Annotated in this window: 16 protein-coding genes and 1 pseudogene; 13 read left to right on the top strand and 4 right to left on the bottom strand. The window is 65.1% G+C overall.

Annotated features, from left to right (window positions below):
* Positions 1-11: 11 nt before the first annotated feature.
* The 4 genes and pseudogenes from OCX61_RS03030 to OCX61_RS27280 all read left to right on the top strand — a co-directional run bounded on the left by OCX61_RS03030 (position 12) and on the right by OCX61_RS27280 (position 4,946).
* Positions 12-2,411, top strand: a complete 2,400-nt coding sequence (locus tag OCX61_RS03030; protein WP_261942559.1) for a heavy metal translocating P-type ATPase — start codon at positions 12-14, stop codon at positions 2,409-2,411.
* Complete coding sequence (cueR, locus tag OCX61_RS03025) at positions 2,408-2,812, top strand: Cu(I)-responsive transcriptional regulator (RefSeq protein WP_261942558.1); 405 nt, start codon at positions 2,408-2,410, stop codon at positions 2,810-2,812. The genes OCX61_RS03030 and cueR overlap by 4 nt, the downstream gene beginning before the upstream one ends.
* Positions 2,813-3,002: 190 nt before the next feature.
* A pseudogene (locus OCX61_RS27285) lies at positions 3,003-4,040 on the top strand (cache domain-containing protein); the annotation flags it as partial.
* A 138-nt stretch (positions 4,041-4,178) separates the two neighbouring features.
* Positions 4,179-4,946: a methyl-accepting chemotaxis protein gene (locus tag OCX61_RS27280; RefSeq protein ID WP_410011111.1), complete on the top strand. Its 768-nt coding sequence runs from the start codon at positions 4,179-4,181 to the stop codon at positions 4,944-4,946.
* 59 nt (positions 4,947-5,005) lie between these two features.
* Here OCX61_RS27280 and OCX61_RS03015 read toward each other — a convergent pair whose 3' ends face one another.
* Together OCX61_RS03015 and OCX61_RS03010 are read right to left on the bottom strand one after the other, a co-directional pair.
* Complete coding sequence (locus tag OCX61_RS03015) at positions 5,006-5,785, bottom strand: AraC family transcriptional regulator (RefSeq protein WP_261942556.1); 780 nt, start codon at positions 5,783-5,785, stop codon at positions 5,006-5,008.
* A 122-nt stretch (positions 5,786-5,907) separates the two neighbouring features.
* Positions 5,908-7,185 (bottom strand): acetyl-CoA C-acetyltransferase, encoded by a 1,278-nt coding sequence (locus OCX61_RS03010; RefSeq protein ID WP_261942555.1) that lies wholly within the window; start codon positions 7,183-7,185, stop codon positions 5,908-5,910.
* 118 nt (positions 7,186-7,303) lie between these two features.
* Here OCX61_RS03010 and OCX61_RS03005 point away from each other — a divergent pair, with 118 nt between their 5' ends.
* The 8 genes from OCX61_RS03005 (at position 7,304) to OCX61_RS02970 (ending at position 13,404) form a co-directional block, all read left to right on the top strand.
* Entirely contained in the window at positions 7,304-8,656 is a 1,353-nt protein-coding gene (locus OCX61_RS03005) for a 3-oxoacyl-ACP reductase (RefSeq protein WP_261942554.1), read from the top strand.
* Between the two features lie 2 nt (positions 8,657-8,658).
* Positions 8,659-9,510, top strand: a complete 852-nt coding sequence (locus OCX61_RS03000) for a MaoC family dehydratase (protein ID WP_261942553.1) — start codon at positions 8,659-8,661, stop codon at positions 9,508-9,510.
* Positions 9,511-9,574: 64 nt separating this feature from the next.
* Complete coding sequence (locus OCX61_RS02995) at positions 9,575-9,880, top strand: MazG-like family protein (RefSeq protein WP_261942552.1); 306 nt, start codon at positions 9,575-9,577, stop codon at positions 9,878-9,880.
* The gene (locus OCX61_RS02990) at positions 9,877-10,626 is read left to right on the top strand and encodes a methyltransferase (protein ID WP_261942551.1); all 750 of its coding nucleotides are present in this window, start codon (positions 9,877-9,879) and stop codon (positions 10,624-10,626) included. Before OCX61_RS02995 ends, OCX61_RS02990 begins: the two co-directional genes overlap by 4 nt.
* 23 nt (positions 10,627-10,649) lie before the next feature.
* On the top strand, positions 10,650-11,285 hold the full coding sequence (locus OCX61_RS02985; RefSeq protein WP_261942550.1) for a DUF4136 domain-containing protein: 636 nt from the start codon (positions 10,650-10,652) through the stop codon (positions 11,283-11,285).
* Between the two features lie 19 nt (positions 11,286-11,304).
* Positions 11,305-11,874, top strand: coding sequence for a DUF4136 domain-containing protein (locus OCX61_RS02980; protein ID WP_261942549.1), 570 nt, complete (start codon positions 11,305-11,307; stop codon positions 11,872-11,874).
* Between the two features lie 160 nt (positions 11,875-12,034).
* Entirely contained in the window at positions 12,035-12,505 is a 471-nt protein-coding gene (locus tag OCX61_RS02975) for an A24 family peptidase (protein ID WP_261942548.1), read from the top strand.
* Between the two features lie 113 nt (positions 12,506-12,618).
* Positions 12,619-13,404 (top strand): response regulator, encoded by a 786-nt coding sequence (locus OCX61_RS02970; protein WP_410011094.1) that lies wholly within the window; start codon positions 12,619-12,621, stop codon positions 13,402-13,404.
* Positions 13,405-13,539: 135 nt separating this feature from the next.
* On the opposite strand, the gene OCX61_RS02965 is transcribed toward OCX61_RS02970, so the two are convergent.
* Together OCX61_RS02965 and pbpC are read right to left on the bottom strand one after the other, a co-directional pair.
* Positions 13,540-15,201, bottom strand: a complete 1,662-nt coding sequence (locus tag OCX61_RS02965) for a ShlB/FhaC/HecB family hemolysin secretion/activation protein (RefSeq protein WP_261942546.1) — start codon at positions 15,199-15,201, stop codon at positions 13,540-13,542.
* Positions 15,202-15,293: 92 nt separating this feature from the next.
* Positions 15,294-17,648, bottom strand: a complete 2,355-nt coding sequence (gene pbpC, locus OCX61_RS02960; protein WP_261942545.1) for a peptidoglycan glycosyltransferase PbpC — start codon at positions 17,646-17,648, stop codon at positions 15,294-15,296.
* 77 nt (positions 17,649-17,725) lie between these two features.
* Between pbpC and OCX61_RS02955 the strand changes: the two genes are divergently transcribed.
* Positions 17,726-18,019 (top strand): hypothetical protein, encoded by a 294-nt coding sequence (locus OCX61_RS02955; RefSeq protein WP_012270337.1) that lies wholly within the window; start codon positions 17,726-17,728, stop codon positions 18,017-18,019.
* Positions 18,020-18,047: the final 28 nt, after the last annotated feature.

The following is an 18,047-nucleotide window of genomic DNA, read 5'->3' as shown; positions in this document are numbered from 1 at the left end:
GGAGGAGCGCCATGCCCACATCTACCACGTTCGACCTGCCGATCTCCGGCATGACCTGCGCCAGTTGCGCCGGCCGTGTGGAGCGCGCCCTGCGTAAAGTTAGCGGCGCTGATCAGGTCAGCGTCAACCTCGCCACCGAACAGGCCAGGGTCCAGGCCCCGGCCGACAGCTTGCCAGCCCTGGTCGAAGCTGTGCGCAACGCCGGCTATGGCGTGCCAACCCGAACCGTCGAACTGCAGATCGGCGGCATGACTTGCGCCAGTTGCGTCGGACGTGTCGAGCGCGCACTAGGCAAGCTGCCGGGCGTCGAACAGGTCAGCGTCAACCTGGCCAGCGAACGTGCCCACCTTGAAGTGCTGCAGGCACTCGATGACGCGCTGCTGATTGCCGCTGTGGAAAAGGCCGGCTACAGCGCCAGCCTGCCGCAAGCAGTGAAGGATGATCAGCAAGATGCCCAACGGCGCCTGCGCAACGAGCGCCTGGCCGTCGCTGCCGCGCTGTTGCTGGCCCTGCCCTTGGTGCTGCCGATGCTGGTACAGCCGTTCGGCCTGCACTGGATGCTCCCCGCCTGGGTGCAGTTCGCGCTGGCCACCCCGGTGCAATTCATTCTCGGCGCACGTTTCTACAAAGCCGCCTACAAAGCCGTGCGTGCCGGGGCCGGCAACATGGACCTGCTGGTCGCCCTGGGCACCAGCGCGGGTTATGGCCTGAGCCTGTACCAGTGGGCCAAGGCCCCGGCCGGCATGGCACCCCATCTTTACTTCGAGGCTTCGGCGGTGGTCATCGCCTTGGTATTGCTGGGCAAATACCTCGAAAGCCGGGCCAAGCGCCAGACCGCCAGCGCCATCCGCGCCCTCGAAGCGCTGCGGCCGGAACGTGCCGTGCGCGTCATCGACGGCCGCGAAGAGGACGTGGCGATCGCTCAATTGCGCCTCGGCGACCTGGTGCTGGTCAAGCCCGGCGAACGCTTCCCGGTCGATGGCGCAGTGGAAGAAGGCAGCAGCCACGCCGATGAAGCGCTGATCAGCGGCGAGAGCCTGCCGGTGCCCAAGCAGCCCGGCGACAGCGTCACCGGCGGTGCCATCAACGGCGAAGGCCGGCTGCTGGTGCGTACCCAGGCGCTGGGCACCGAGACCGTGCTGGCCCGGATCATCCGCCTGGTCGAAGACGCACAAGCCGCCAAGGCACCTATCCAGAAACTGGTCGACCGGGTCAGCCAGGTGTTCGTGCCCGCAGTGCTGGTGCTGGCACTGCTCACCTTGATTGGCTGGTGGCTGGCCGGTGCGCCGCTGGAAACCGCGCTGATCAATGCAGTGGCCGTGCTGGTGATCGCCTGCCCTTGTGCACTGGGCCTGGCCACACCAGCGGCGATCATGGCCGGTACCGGTGTCGCTGCCCGCCACGGCATCCTGATCAAGGACGCCGAAGCGCTGGAGCGTGCCCATGCGGTCAATCGTGTGGTGTTCGACAAGACCGGCACCCTCACCTCCGGCAGCCCACGCGTGGTCCACAGCCAGGCCCTGGTCGCTGACGGCGCCGACCTGCATCGCCTTGCTGGCGCTCTGCAACGCGGCAGCGAGCACCCATTGGCCAAGGCCGTGCTGGATGCCTGCGCCGAGCAGGGCTTGGACGTCCCCGCCGTCACTGACAGCCAGTCGCTTACCGGCCGCGGCATTGCCGGGCGCGTGGAAGGCCGCGAATTGGCGCTGGGCAACCGCCGCCTGCTCGACGAAAGTAATCTGCAACCCGGTGAACTGGCCGCCAAGGCTCAAGCCTGGGAAGCCGAAGGCCGCACGCTGTCGTGGCTCATCGAACGCGGTGCTGCGCCCCGCGTGCTCGGCCTGTTCGCCTTTGGTGACAGCCTCAAGCCCGGCGCCGAGCAGGCGATTGCCGCCCTCCACGCCCGCCACATCAGCAGCCACCTGCTGACCGGCGACAACCGCGGCAGCGCCAAGGTGGTGGCCGATGCGCTCGGTATCGACGACGTGCACGCCGAAGTGTTGCCCGCAGACAAGGCCGCCACCGTGGCCGCCCTGAAAAAGGACGGCGTGGTGGCGATGGTCGGCGACGGCATCAACGATGCCCCGGCTCTGGCCGCCGCCGACATCGGCATCGCCATGGGCGGTGGCACCGACGTGGCCATGCAGGCAGCCGGCATCACCCTGATGCGCGGCGACCCAAGGCTGGTGCCCGCGGCGCTGGAAATCAGCCGCAAGACCTATGCGAAAATCCGCCAGAATCTGTTCTGGGCCTTCATCTACAACCTGATCGGCATTCCCCTGGCCGCACTGGGCTATCTCAACCCGGTACTGGCCGGCGCCGCCATGGCGCTTTCCAGCGTCAGCGTGGTCAGCAATGCCCTGTGGCTGAAGACCTGGAAACCCACCAGCACTTCGCAGGAGGCCCCATGAACATAGGCCAGGCTGCCCGCCGCAGCGGGCTCAGCACCAAGATGATCCGCTATTACGAATCCATCGGCCTGCTCAAGCCAGCCACCCGCAGCGATAGCGGCTACCGCTTGTACCAGGCCGAGGACTTGCACAGCCTGGCCTTCATCAAGCGCTCCCGTGACCTCGGGTTTTCCCTGGAAGAAGTGGGCAAGCTGCTGACCTTGTGGCAAGACCGTGGACGCGCCAGTGCCGACGTCAAGGCGCTGGCCACGCAGCACATCGATGAGTTGAATCGGCGTATCGAGGAACTGGTGAGTCTGCGTGACACCCTCGGTGAACTGGTTGCCCACTGCCAGGGGGATGACCGCCCGGATTGCCCGATTCTGAAAGACCTGGCCAATGGCGCAGGATGCTGCCATTGATGTCCCGTGGCGTGCGCTCATCAGCACGCCACCGCCTTTTGGTATGCCATATTAGCCCAAAGCCGACCGAATAGTCGTCAAATGCGACCTCGCCCAATAAATACGGGCACTTTCGCTAAAAATCCCCCGGATGCTGCCGATGTAGTGGCTACCTGCCTCGCCTGCAAAAAAATAATTTCCGGGAGCGTCGATGAACATCAAACAGAAACTGACATGGGCCTTCGCGATCATCGCGGGCTTGCCCATCGTCCTCGTGGCCACCTTGGTGGTGATCAACCTGCGCGGCGAAGCTCGTGACGGTTTCCTCGACAGCAGCAGCCGGGAAATCCGCCAGGTCAGCAACGCGATGAACATCTTCTTCCAGGGCATCGACCAGAATGTCGACTACCTGGCCTCCCAACCGATGGTGGCTGCCACGGGCAACAACCTGAACAAGTTCATGAGCGCCAATCCGTCCTACGCGCTGGGCGATCAGGACAAGCAACTCCTGGAATTCTTCACTCGGCTGGCAGAAACTCATCCAGGCTATGCCTACGTGGCCTACGGGGTGAATGATGGTGGCTACGTCGGCTGGCCGGCCGGGCAGAAGTTCGTCAACTATGACCCGCGCCCACGCCCGTGGTATCAGCTGGCCATGGCCAACCCCGGCAAGACCGTGCGCACCGGCGCCTATTACTGGGCCGCCGACGACGCTGTGCTGATCAGCACCGTGCGCGCCGTCGCCAACCAGCTCGGCAGCCCAGGCGGCGTGGTCAACATCGACGTGTCGCTCAAGGGCCTGACCGAGATCGTCAAGCAGATCAAGCTGGGCGAAAGCGGCTACCTGATGCTGGTGGAAAACAACGGCAACGTGATGGTCGACCCACGCGACGCCAGCCACAACTTCAAGCAGCTGGCCAGCTTCGGTGATGGCTATGCCGAACTGGCCAAAGCCGGCAAGGGTCTGGTCGAGGTCGAGATCAACGGCGAGCGCTACATGGCCAACGTCTACCCTGACGAGAAGCTGGGCTGGACCTTCATCGGCCTGATCCAGCAAGGTGAAGTGATGCAGACCACCACCCGCCTGACCTGGCTGATCGGCGCCATCGCGCTGGTGCTGGCGGCACTGTTCGCCGTGGTCGGTACGGCCTTCGCCAAACTCATCGTGCGCCCGATCAACAGCGTCACCAGTGGCCTGGAAGACATTGCCCAGGGCGAAGGCGACCTGACCCGCAACCTCGACGTGCGCGGCCGCGACGAAACCGCGCAACTGGCCAACTGGTTCAACCAGTTCCTGGGCGCCATCCGCAGCCTGATCCAGCATATCGGTTCGGCCGCCAGCAAGATCCTCAGCACGTCCAGCAGCTCCACCCGGGTCTCCAGCGACATGGCCGAGGCGGCGGGGCGCCAGCGTGAAGCCGTGGACATGGTCTCCACCGCCTTCCACGAGATGGTCGCCACCGCCAACGAAGTCGCCCGCTCCTGCAGCCAGGCCGCGCAATCGGCCGACAGTGGCCAGCAACAGGCCCGTGAGGGCCAACAACAGATCGACGCGGCAGTCAGCAGCGTCGACCGCCTGAGCCAGGAAATCGAGCAGTCGGCCCAGTCGATCCAGCAGCTGGAGCGCGACAGCAACGCCATCCAGTCGATCCTCGGCACCATCCGCTCGATTGCCGAGCAGACCAACCTGCTGGCCCTGAACGCGGCCATCGAAGCGGCCCGGGCCGGTGAGCAGGGCCGTGGCTTTGCCGTGGTGGCCGATGAGGTGCGGGCCCTGGCCAAACGCACCGCCGACTCCACCGCCGAAATCGATGGCTTGCTGGGCAACCTGGCCAACCGCACCGCCGAAGTGGCCGAGCAGATGCATGCCAGCCTGGAAGTGTCGCAGCAGTCGGTCAGCCGCATCGGCCTGGCCCGTGACAGCTTTGGACAGATTCGCGAGTCGGTGGACATCATTCGCGACATGAACACGCAGATCGCCACGGCAGCAGAAGAGCAGCACCAGGTGGCAGAGGACATCAACCGCCATATCAGCCAGATTCACGGCGATGCGCAGCTGGTGGCGGAACTGGCCCAGGCGGCGCGTCAGGACTCCGAGAGCCTGGCAGGGCTGTCCAATGAACTGGATTCGCTGGTACGCCGCTTCCGCACCTGACTCCTTCTGTACTGGCCTCTTCGCGGCGGTTCGGCGCGAAGAGGCCGGTACAGGCAACATCAGAGCTTCAATTCTCCAGGAGTCGCCCCGAACAACTGCTTGAAGGCTGCGATGTAGGCCGAAGTTGAATCATAGCCACAGCCCAACGCCGCTTCGGTCACGCTGTCCCCCGCCTCCAGCAACGCCAGCGACGACAACAGTCGCATGCGCTGGCGCCAGTTACGAAAACTCAACCCGGTCTCGCGCTGGAACAGCCGCATCAAGGTCTTTTCCGAGCAGCCCAACTGCACCGCCCACTGCTGCAATGTCTGTACCTGGTCCGGTTCGGCAATCAGCCCATTGCACAATGCCAACAGCCCCGGATGCCGCGGCAGCGGCAGAGAAAACCCTACCTCGGGCAAGGTGCGCAACTGATCGAGCAACACGGCCACCAGGCGGCCCTCGACACTGTCGCCCTCGGCATATTCAGCCGGGAAAAGGCAGAACTGCTTGATCAATTCCCGCGCCAGCGCTGTCACTTCCAGTACCCGGCATTGCGCCGGTGCCCACAGGCAAGCATCCCGGCGGATGTACAGGCTGCGCATTTCGGCCTGCCCTGAGGTGACCACTTCATGTTCGGCACCGGCCGGTATCCACACCCCCCACTGCGGCGGGGCGAAGTAGCTGCCATCGTCGGTATACACCCCTAAAACACCGCTGATGGCGTAGGAGAACTGCACCCAGTCGTGGCTATGGCGAGTCGTCCAGGACCCGGCGCCCAGACTTTCAGCGCGGGCATATAGAGGCCTTGGCAGTTGGTCCAAGGCAGGAATGGCACGGGGATGTCCGATCGTCGGCATAGCGAAATCTTATAGTTCTGAGCAGACAAGCCTAACAGAGATCGGCGTCGCCTTCTTCGCGGGCAAGCCCGCTCCCACAGAATATCGCGGTGTTCTTGAGACCTGCGCTTGGGCTGTGTGTCTTAACGCTCGACGATCACCGTCACTCCCTGACCACCCGCCGCGCAGATCGAGATCAGCCCTCGCCCCTTGCCTGCCTTGGCCAGCAGCTTGGCCAGATTGGCCAGAATCCTCCCGCCAGTAGCCGCGAAAGGATGCCCTGCCGCCAACGAGCTGCCTTTGACGTTGAGCTTGCTGCGGTCGATGGCTCCCAGCGGTGCCTCGAGCCCCAGCTTCTCCCGACAGTACTCGGCGTCTTCCCAGGCCTTGAGGGTGCACAACACCTGCGCTGCGAAGGCCTCATGAATTTCGTAGTAATCGAAGTCCTGCAGGGTCAGGCCATTGCGCGCCAACAGGCGTGGCACTGCGTACACCGGCGCCATCAGCAACCCCTCGCGACCGGTGACGAAATCCACGGCGGTAGTTTCGCCATCGACCAGGTAGGCCAGCACCGGCAAGCCCTGCTGCTGTGCCCATTGTTCGCTGCCCAGCAGCACCAGCGAGGCGCCATCGGTGAGTGGCGTGGAATTGCCCGGCGTCAGCGTGCCCAGGCCGCTGCGGTCGAATGACGGCTTGAGCCTGGCCAGTTGTTCCAGGGTCAGGTCAGTGCGCAGGTTGTTGTCACGGGTCAGGCCCAGGAAGGGCGTCAGCAGATCATTCTGCCAGCCCTCGCTGTACGAGGCCGCCAGTTGCTGGTGGCTGTGCAGCGTCAGCGCATCCTGCTCGGCACGGCCAATTGCCCAGGTTTGCGCCATGCGTTCGCAATGCTCGCCCATCGACAGCCCGGTGCGGGGCTCGCCATTGCGCGGCAGTTCGGGTATCAGGTGGCCCGGGCGCAATTGCAGGAACGGCTTGAGCCGCTCGCCCAGCGTCTTGCCGCGGTTGGCCTGCAAGAGGATACGCCGCAGCCCTTCGTTGACGCCGATGGGGGCATCGGATGTGGTGTCCACGCCACCAGCGATGCCACAGTCGATCTGCCCGAGGGCAATCTTGTTGGCCACCAGCAGCGCCGCTTCCAGCCCCGTGCCGCAGGCCTGCTGGATGTCGTAGGCCGGCGTTTGCGGCGCCAGGCGCGAGCCGAGCACGCATTCGCGGGTCAGGCTCATGTCCCGCGAATGCTTGAGCACTGCCCCTGCCACCACTTCGCCCAGGCGCAGCCCGTGCAGGCGATAACGCTCGATCAGGCCTTCCAGGGCGGCGGTCAGCATCGCCTGGTTGCTGGCGCTGGCGTAGGCACCGTTGGAGCGGGCGAAGGGGATTCGGTTGCCGCCCAGGATCGCGACCCGGCGAGTTGAACGCATGCGCTTGTTCCTCCTGAAACCATTTGATCCGTACAGCCTAGGTGTTTTTACCGCATTCGAACGACCTTGCCACAAACTTGGTCCACACTTGCAAGCTTGCCTTCAAGGAGACCCGCACATGAGCGATCGCTATCTCGGCTTTGCCAACTCCAACCTCGGGCGCCGCCTCGTCGATACCCTTGGCTTGCCGCGCCCGGCGCCGCTGGAGCGCTGGCAGGCGGGCCGCCTGCGCCCGGTGGAGGGTGCGCTGGTGCTGGGTGGCGGGCCACTGGCGAATCAGGTCGAAGCCATCGCCCCGCGCCTGACCGAGGCGCTGTACAGCTTCAATGGCGACGGCCTGCAGGCACCCGCCTGGGTCGCCGGCCTGGGGCCGAAGCTCAAGGCCGTGGTGTTCGACGCCAGCCATCTGTCCGACAGCGACCAGCTGAAGCAGTTGCGCGAATTCTTTCAGCCTTTGTTGCGCAGCCTTGCACCTTGTGCCCATGTGGTGATCCTTGGGCGTGCACCGGAATCCCTCGACGACCCACTCGCCAGCGTCGCCCAGCGCGCCCTGGAGGGCTTCAGCCGTTCGCTGGCCAAAGAGCTGCGCAACGGCGCAACGGCGCAGTTGCTGTATGTGGGAGCGGGCGCGGACGACCAGCTCGAAGGCGCCTTGCGCTTCTTCCTGTCCCCCAAAAGTGCTTTTGTTTCCGGCCAGGTCCTGCGCTTGCAGGCCTGTGCCGCCCAGGTCGATGACTGGACCCGCCCGCTCGGTGGCCGTCGCGCCCTGGTCACCGGCGCCGCGCGTGGTATCGGCGCCGCCATTGCCGAAACGCTGGCGCGCGATGGCGCCGAAGTGATGCTGCTCGACGTGCCCCAGGCCCAACAGGAGCTGGATGCCCTCGCCGCGCGCCTGGGTGGCAAGGCCCTGGGCCTGGACATCTGCGCCAGCGATGCTGCAACGAAACTGCTCGAAGCGCTGCCCGACGGCATCGACATCGTCGTGCACAACGCCGGCATCACCCGTGACAAGACCCTGGCCAACATGACGCCGGAATACTGGGATGCGGTACTGGCAGTCAACCTCAAGGCGCCGCAGGTGCTGACCCAAGCCCTGTACGATGGCGGCGCGCTGGGCGACAACGCACGGATTACCCTGCTGGCGTCGGTCAGCGGCATTGCCGGCAACCGCGGCCAGGCCAACTATGCCGCGAGCAAGGCCGGCCTGATCGGTTTTGCCGAGGCCTGGGCGGCGAAGCTTGCCAAGCGCGGCGCCAGCATCAATGCCGTGGCCCCCGGGTTCATCGAAACGCACATGACCGCCGCCATGCCCATCGGCCTGCGCGAAGCCGGGCGACGCCTGAGTTCGCTGGGCCAGGGCGGGCGCCCGCAGGATGTCGCCGAAGCCATCGCCTGGCTCAGCCAGCCGGGTTCCGGGTCGGTCAATGGCCAGGTGCTGCGCGTCTGCGGCCAGGCCTTGATGGGAGCCTGAACATGAGCCGCCAATGGCAAGACCTGGACAGCCCGGATTCACGCGCCAGCCTCTACCTGCGTGCCGCCAGCAAACGCAAGATCAGCGGCGATAACCTGCCCACCGGCGGCCTGCGCAGCTTCATCCGCGTGCCGCCCGGCAACCTGGCGGCCTACCGCCGGCTCTGCCACTTCACCGACGATGGCCGCTTGCCCGGCACTTACCCGCACGTGATGGCCTTCACCCTGCAGTTGCAACTGCTGACTGCGCACGACTTTCCCTTCCCATTGCTCGGGCTGGTTCACCTGCACAACCGCATCGATGTGCTCCGTCCACTGGGCGGCATCGACGGTCTGCGCTTTGCTGTGTATGCCGACAATCTGCAGGCGCATGCCAAGGGCGGCACCTTTGACCTGGTCACTGAAGCCGAGGATGGCCTTGGCCTGCTCTGGCGGGAGACCAGCCGCATGTTGGTGCGTGGCCTGAAGCTTGATGGCCAGTTGGACGATAGCGAGGAGCACGAGCCTGGCGCCCTGGCGGAAGTCACCCGCTGGTACGCCGATGCTGATATCGGCCGGCGCTACGCCAAGGTTTGTGGCGACTACAACCCGATTCACCTGAGTGCCGTCAGCGCTCGCCTGTTCGGCTTCCCCAAGGCCATCGCCCACGGCATGTGGAGCAATGCCATGGCGTTGGCGGCCTTGCGTACGCATATGCCAAACAGTGGCTATCGCTTCGAGGTGAGTTTCCGCAAGCCGGTGCGCTTGCCCTCGGAGGTGGTCCTCAGTGCCAGCGAGGCTGGGCCGGCTGGTGAATTGCGGCTGGACGGGCATGGCGGGTTGCTGCACATGGTCGGGCGCTGGGCCGTGCTCTAGCGCCCTGATTGCACTTGCTTTGCATCGGGCCTGCGCAGAAGCTATGCAGCATTAGGAGAGCCAGATGAACCTGCAAGAACTCACCGAACGCCTGCATCAGATCCGCGACAACAACGATTGGCGCGGCTTCCACAGCCCGAAAAACCTGGCCATGGCCGCCAGCGTCGAAATGGCCGAGCTGGTGGAAATCTTCCAGTGGCTGAGCGAGGACCAATCCCGCCAGCTGCCCGCCGATCAACTGGCCCACGCTGGCCAGGAAGTCGGCGATGTCATTCTCTACCTGTTGCTGCTGTGCAGCGAGCTGGGCCTGGACATGGAGCAGGTGGTGCGGGCCAAGCTGGCCGACAGCGAGAGGCGTTTCGCCCGATGAACGACCGTCACTTCGATGAACTGGCCACACGCTTTGCCGAGAAGATCTACGGCGGCGCCAAAGGTGCAATCCGCCTGGCCGTGCTCCAGGCCGATCTGGCCGACGCCCTGCCCGATCGACCGCTGCGGGTGCTCGACATTGGCGCAGGCCTTGGCCACATGGCCTTGTGGCTGGCCGAGCGCGGGCACGCAGTAACCCTGGCTGAACCCGCCGCACCAATGCTTGAGGGTGCCCAGGCGCGCTTCGCAGAAGCGGGTCAATCGGCAACGTTCATCCAGGCCCCCTGGCAAGAGTTGCTTGGCCAACTCACCGAGCCCTATGACCTGGTGCTGTGCCACGCCGTGCTGGAATGGCTGGCCGAGCCACAAAGCATCCTGCCGGTGCTGCATCAGCTGACCGCCCCAGGTGGCAGGCTGTCGCTGGCGTTCTACAACCGCGACGCGCTGGTCTACCGCAACTTGCTCAAGGGCCATTTCCGCAAGCTGCGCAGCAACCGCCTGGAAGGTGAAAAGCAGAGCCTGACCCCGCAAAAACCGCTTGATCCACGGGAACTCAAGGCGCAACTTGAAGTGATGTGGCAAGTCGAAAGTGAGAGTGGCGTGCGCGTTTTCCACGACTACATGCCCAAGGAATTCCAGGACAAGGCCGAGCTGCTCGACCTGCTGGAAATGGAACTGGCCCACCGCCGTCACCCAAGCTTCGCCGGGCTCGGCCGCTACCTGCACTGGATGTGCCGCCCCCGCTGACTGCGCCCCTCCAGGAGGGATACATGCCGTACCGTCTGTTGTGCCTGGCCCTGCTGCCGCTCACCCTGGCCGCCTGCCAGGCCAGCAACCCCTACGTGGCCAGCAGCCGCCCGCTGCCGCCGGCCCCTGCGCAAGCGGCCAACACCTTCGATGCCAGTGCCTACCCGGCACCGCCACGCGATTACGGGCACTACCGCAGCTGGAGCTGGCGCAACGGCCAGCTGCCAAGCGGCAATGCCGACGCCGACCCGGCGCAGATTGCCGACGCCGTCAGCGGCGCCCTTGACCAACACGGCCTGCGCCCTGCCCGGGGCACTACCGGCGACTTGCTGGTGAGCGCCGACATGCGCCTGGAGCGGCGTTTGCGCCAGGTGCGTGACTATGACTCTTACGATCCCTATTACGGCCCGTATCCCTACGGCGGTGTCGGCTTTGGCGGCTACCGCAACGGTTACGGCGCCTACGGCAGCGTGCCGGTCGTACGCACCTACGAAGTGGAGGTGATGGTGGTGCGCATCGACCTGTTCGATGCCCGCAATGGCCAGCCGGTGTGGAGCGCCAGCGCAGAAAGCGGCAGCGACAAAGGCTCGCCGCGCGATCGCGAGACCGCCCTGCGCGAATCGGTTCACAAGGCACTCAGCGGCTATCCTCCCAGTTAACGCCTAACGGAGAACCATCATGTTGCGCCGCCTCGTTCTACTGTCATTCGCGCTGCTGCTCGCCGCCTGCTCGAGCAACAACGTTCAGCAGGATTTCGACGCCAGCCGCGATTTTGCCGCCTATCGCAGCTGGGCATGGCAGGAACCGGGCCTGCAATACCGCCCGGACGATCCGCGCATCAAGAGCGACCTGACCGAGCAGCGTATCCGCGCGGCGGTCGCCGACCAGCTCGACCAGCGCGGCCTGCGCCCTGCCCAGGGCAATGCCAGGCCTGACGTCACCGTCCGCGCGTACCTGATCGTCGAACAGCGCCAGCAACAGATCACCACCAACTATGGCGGGGCCTGGGGCGGCTACTGGAACGGTTACTGGGGCGGGCCGATGTATAACGAAACCCGCAGCGTCGACTACAAAGTGGCAACCATCCAGGTCGACCTGTTCGATGGCCATGACGGCAAGCTGGTCTGGCGTGGCAGTGCCGAACAGATCATGAACAGCTACCCGCCTAGCCCCGACGAACGTAACAGCGCGATCCAGAAGACCGTTGCCCAGGTGCTCGGCAACTACCCACCGGGCCGGGTGAAATAAACCCTGCCTCTTCGGAAGCGGCCTGATTACGACACCAGGCCGTTTGCGCACCGACTTTTTGCCACCCTGCCATGCCCGTTCGTCAGATCGCGTCTACCCTGATTAGGAAACCTGACTGACCGGGTAGAAGTGTTCAACGAATGGGAAAGGCGGCCTGCCGATGCAAAGCATTGTTCTCCTGATGTGGCTTGCCTTGTGCACTGAACAAGATATCCGCGAGCGCCAGATCGCCAACGTGCTGACCCTGGGCTTCGCCGCTGGCGCCCTGGTCTGGCTGTTCGCCACTGGCCATAGCTGGATCGGCGCCGATGCCAGCGACGCCGGCTGGGCCCTGGCGATCGTCATGCTGCTGACGCTGCCAGGCTACATGCTGGGTCGCTTCGGTGCCGACGACGTCAAGCTGATGGGCGCACTGGCCCTGGCGACCAGCCCGCAATACGTGCTCGGTACCTTCATCGGTGCCGGCGTCAGCGTGGTGCTTTGGCTACTGACCCGCCGGCGCCTGTGGACGCTGCTCAACCCCAAGGTGAAGAAGCGCCTGGCCACCCTGACCGAAGAGATGGGCGACAAACAAGCCTTCGTCCCCTATGTCTTGGCAGGCTTTCTGCTCACGGCCGTGTGGATCCAATAGCGACTCCTGGTGTCGGATGACTTGTACAAACCTTGTACAGAATCGCGAGCAGCGTCTATTTTTAAGCTGCCAGAGCGTCTGGCCCGGGAGCAGGGCCGCTTACGAACAGGGAGTTGATCGTGACTATTTCTTTCAGTGAGGTAAAGGTTCTGGTCGTAGACGACCAGCCGCTGATCGTCGAGCAGTTGTGTGAATATCTCGAAAGCCAAGGCCACCACTGCGTTGCGGCCCATTCCACTGATGAAGCGATCGAACGCTTCATCGCTGATGCAGCCATCGGCCTGGTGTTGTGCGACCTGCACATGCCCGGCCGCGATGGCATCGAGCTGGTTCGGGCGCTGAAGGACGTTGCCGGGCGCCAGCGAATGTTCGAAGCGATCATGCTCACCGGGCGCGCCGAGAAGCAGGACGTGATCCGCGCCCTGCGCGAAGGCTTCGCCGATTACTACCAGAAACCCATGGACTTCGACGAACTGCTCGAGGGCGTGCGCCGCCAGGAGCAGGTGTTGCTGGAGCGCAAGACCAACATCCAGGACCTGGGCAACCTCAACCAGCGCCTGCAAGACCTGGCGGGCTCCATCGACGAGCTCTACCAGGACCTGGAAAAGGCCCGCGGCCAGGGCGTTCACCGTCGCGCCACCGACGTCGTCGAAGAAACTGAAGGCGAGCTCCCGGCGGCCTTCGAGAAACTCTCGCCACGACAACTGGAAGTCGCCAGGCTGGTGAGCAAGGGCAAGACCAATTACCAGATTGCCTGTGAACTGGGGATCACCGAAAACACCGTGAAGCTGTATGTGTCGCAGGTGTTGCGTTTGACCCACATGCACAACCGCACACAGTTGGCGCTGGCGTTGACACCGAGTTCATCGCCTGTACATCAGCGGTTCACCACACATTGAGCTCCTCTCGGCTTTCATGACCGCCGCCGGCCTCATCGCCGTCAAGCCAGTGCCCGCCGGGATAACACTGGCAGGGTGGTCGGGGGTTTCCTGTGGGAGCCGGCTTGCAGGCGGTGAGGCCGGTTCAGCGAATCTTTACTCCAGCAAATAGCTGAAGCTCATCACCCAACGCGGCCGTCGGCTCTTGCTATCCAACGCTACATCCGCCAGAGGTTTGGCCACCTCAAATGCCACATTGCCGTATCGCCCATCACCAAGCCGCACCCCCAATGCTGCCGAACGCATCCTGGCATCTTCGAATGGCCCACCGTTGTACCAGGCCTGCGCAGCATCCAGCAGCGCATACGGTTGCACCAGCCGCACCCAACCAGCGCCAGGCTGGATGCTGTAGTTCAGCTCATACGCCGCACCCCAACCTTTGTCCCCTGCGGCCTGGTCCTGCGGGTAGCCATGGCCGAAGTGCTGCCCGCCAAATACCGCACGCTCACTGTCGGGCAGCCGATCATCGGTCCAGTACAAGGCGCCTGACAGCACGCCCTGCCAGCGCTGAAACAGCCGGTCGCTCTGCAACCCGGCGACACGAAAACGCAGAAAGTCCATGTCGTAATCGGCATCGCTGCGTGCGCCCAGATAATCCAGCCCCTGATACACACCGGCGCTGACCACGCGCAGCCGCCCGGCCTCGACCTTGCGCCAATCGCCTTCGAAGGACAGCGCACGTACATAGGTGTCATTGCGCCCCAGGCCAGCGCCGAGATCTTCGTTATGCTCACTGACCGAATAGACGTGCCCCGTCACCGCCAGCCATTCATCGGGCGTGACGATCACTGGCTGGGCAAGCCCAATCGCATAACGCTCGCTCTCAATCTTCTGAAGTAATTGCGAACCATGCTTCAGGCGCACGGGCGTGCGCGGCTTGCTGCGGTAGCGAGCGGCCGACAGCAGCAGCTGGCTGCCCTGCGCATCCAGGTGCTGGCTGTAATCAAGGCGCTGGTATTCGCTGTGGTCGTCACCGGGCGGTAGCAGCACGCTGGCGGTCAACTGTTCGGCAACGCGGGTCTGGGCATTGCTGGCCACCTTGAACAGCCCCTGCAAGCCGTCACGGCTGCCATCGCTGAGCGTCATCGCCGCATCGAAGGGCGTGCGCCAGGCATTGACGGTAAGCCGCGTGGCGCCCTCGCGGCGCTCGATCTGGGTCAAATCAGCCTGCAGCGTCACGCCGGGGGTGCGCTGGGCCAGGCCGATGAAGCGGTCGAGTGTCGCTCGGGTCAATGGGCGTTCCGCCCGCAAGCGCTCCAGCAGTTGGTCGAGGTAAGCGCCAGCGGGGCCGATATCCCCTTCACGCCGGACGTCGTGAACATACCCCTCGACCAGCACGACATGCACGCGGCCCTCGGCAAAGTCCTGATCAGGCAGGTAAGCCTGCGACAGCAGATAGCCGTCGCGCTGGTAGCGCTGGGTCAGGCGTTCAGTGAATTGCTGAAGCTCGCCGACACTCACTTCGCGGCCAATCAAGGGCTGGTAATGCTCGCGCAACTCGCTCAGCGGATAGACCGTACCGCCCTCGAAACGCACCTTGTGCAACACGAAGCGGGCCTGCAGGGGCAGCGTGTCGATCGCAGCCCCGGGCGGCGCCAGGTGCAAGCGCGGGGCTAGTGGCCGATAAGCCTCGATCGGCAGGTTCGCGCTGGGCAAGCGGCGCTCGTATTCGTGACCGTCGAGAAACACCGGCAAGGGCTCGGCGATCACCAGGCTGGCCCAGGGCGACAGCAACAGGGGCATCAGCAGAAGACGCATAGGACGCTCCACAATCCCTTGGGTACCGGGGCGTCGGCCGGCCTCACCCGTCATTTGCAAGCGTAGGTGTTGCCCCGGTAAACGTCGAACGCCTATTCGTTGACCTGGAACGCCACCCGCGCCGTTTCTCCGCTTTCGTCCAACGCACTGAGTTCGAACTGCCCGGCCTGGTCGAAACGCACCAGCACGCTGCCTTGTCCTTCACTTTCGCCCAGCGGCTGGCCGTTGAGGAACCACCAGCGCCGCCCGCCGCCGCCGAGGGCAGAAACATACAGCTGCAGGGGTTCGCTGCTGGTGGCCGGGCGCCGCAGGTTGTCACCGGGGCGAACGCCAACGATGGACAGCGGCGGCGCGCTGGCCGGCACCTGTGGCGGGCAACTCGGGTCCACCGCTGGCAGCCGCGCCGCACGCCGCTCGACGCGTGGCAGCCAAGGCTCCAGTGGTGCCGGCCACAAGGCGATGTCGAGCGCCTTGGCGCCCGGGCAGCTGCCGTCCACGCGCAGCCCTTGGGCATTGACCCAGATGCTCTCGCGCAGCCCCAGGCCGAGGGGCTGGTCGGCGGCCTGCAACGTGGGCGGTGTAGTGCCATCGAGGGTCCAGGCAAAGCGCTGACGCCGGCAGTTCGGGTCCTGTCGGTTCATGGGCTGGCCCAGCGGCCAGCAGATGGCGGCCACTCCCACACTGCTGGGTACCTGCTCTGCCGGGGCACGGATACCGCGCTGGCTGTCGCGATTGCTCAGCACGTCATGCACCTGCAGCATCAGCGGTGCTGCCGAAGCCAGGCCGAACTGCCCGGGCACCGGCGTGCCATCGGGGCGGCCAATCCACACCCCGATCAGGTAGCGTGGCCCTGCGCCAATCGACCAGGCATCACGAAAGCCATAGCTGGTACCGGTCTTCCAGGCCAGTTGCGGTCGCTGTACCAGTTCGGCATGGGGGTCGCGGTCGGGGCGCGCCTGGCCACTGAGGATGCGCCGGATGATCCAGGCCGCACCCGGCGACATGAGCCGCCGCTCCAGCAGCGGATCCTGCGGTTGCAGGCGCACCTGCGCGCTGTTGCCGCCCCGGGCCAACGCCGCGTATCCGCCGACCAGGTCTTCCAGACGGCTACCGGCACCACCCAGTATCAATGCCAGGTTGGGCTCGGCCAGTGGCGGCAGCGCCAGCGGCACGCCGGCCATGCGCAACTGCGCGGCGAAGCGTTTGGGCCCGTAGGCTTCGAGCAACTGCACCGCCGGCAGGTTGAGCGAAAGTGCCAGCGCCGAACTGGCGGACACCGGGCCGCTGAAGCCCATCGAGAAATTACCGGGGCGATAGTCGCCGTAGCGCCGCGGCACATCCTGCAGCAGCGATTCGGAGTGGATCAGGCCATCATCCAGGGCCAGACCGTAGAGAAACGGCTTGAGCGTCGAGCCTGGCGAGCGCAACGAACGAACCATGTCGACATGGCCGAAACGGCGCTCGTCGCTCAGGTCGATCGAGCCCAGGTAAGCGCGTACCGCCATGGTCTGCGCCTCGACCACCAGGATCGCCGCAGAGGTGCGCTCCGGCAGGCGTGCACGCCAACCCAGCAGCAGGTCCTCGAGGCGCCGTTGCAGCGAGGCATCGAGGTTGGTGCGAATCAAGGTCGGGCTGCCTGGGGTGTTCAGCCGCCGCGCCAGCAGGGGCGCCAGCGCGGGTTCCTGACGCGGGGCCAGCAGCAAGGGCTCCTCGGCCGCCTCCTTGAGCTGTTGCGCCGGCCACACCTGATACTCGCCCAGGCGCTGCAGCACCTTGTCGCGCGCACGCTGGGCACGGGCCGGGTGGCGGTCCGGACGCAAGCGGCTCGGTGCCTGCGGCAACACCGCCAGCAAGGCAGCCTCGGCGGGCGTGAGGTGCTGCGGCGACTTGCCCAGATAAGCCCAGCTGGCCGCCGCCACGCCCTGCAAGGTGCCGCCGAACGGGGCACGGTTCAGGTAGATCTGCAGGATCTCGCGCTTGGACAGGTGCCACTCCAGCTGTGCGGTGCGCCACAACTGCCGCAGCTTGCCGGCCAGGGTGCGGTCATGTGGGTCGAGCAGGCGCGCCACCTGCATCGACAAGGTACTGCCGCCAGACACCACCCGCCCGCCGCGCAGGTTGAGCCAGGCCGCGCGTGCCAGGGCCAGCGGGTTGACCCCTGGGTGGCGGTAGAACCAGCGGTCCTCGTAGGTCAGCAGGGCCTGCAGGTACAGCGGCGACACTTGTTCCGGGCTGACCGGGTAGCGCCACACGCCGTCGGCATCGGCAAAGCGCCACAGTGGCGTGCCGTCTTCGGCCAGCACCACCCGCGCCAGGTCATTGCCCGGCATCGGCAGTGGCCAGATGCGGTCGGCCAGCCACAGCAGGCCGAACAGCAACAGCACAGCGATCACGGCAGCGCGCACAAGCCTGCCCGCTCGGGTACCTGGCCGCGCTAAGCTTGGCATCGGGAACCGACCTGGCCAGGTAATGGCCAAAGGCTTGGGAACGGCAACCGTGCCGATTCGTTCATCAGGAAGCAACTATGCATGTAGAAGGTTTTTTCGAGTGGCTTGGCCAGGCACTAGGGTCGTTGATCCGCTTCATCGTCGACGCCCTGAGCGGCCTGTTCAACCTGCTGGCCAACGCCGGTGGCAATTTCATCGATGGCCTGGCACGCACGCTGGGCATGGACACCTCGCTGCTCAGCATCCTCGCCCTGATCATCGGCCTGATGCTGCTGTACTCGGCAATCCGTGCCTTCATGCGTGCCTCGATCATCCTCGGGATCATCTGGCTGGTGCTGGGGCTGTGGGTGATGAGCTGGGTCATCCACTGATGCATGGCTCCCGCAGCATCCTGTGGGA

This window comes from Pseudomonas sp. LRP2-20 (genome assembly GCF_024349685.1).
Classification (GTDB): domain Bacteria; phylum Pseudomonadota; class Gammaproteobacteria; order Pseudomonadales; family Pseudomonadaceae; genus Aquipseudomonas.
Note: the sequence above shows the minus strand (reverse complement) of the source record. Positions and strands in the feature narration are given on the sequence as shown.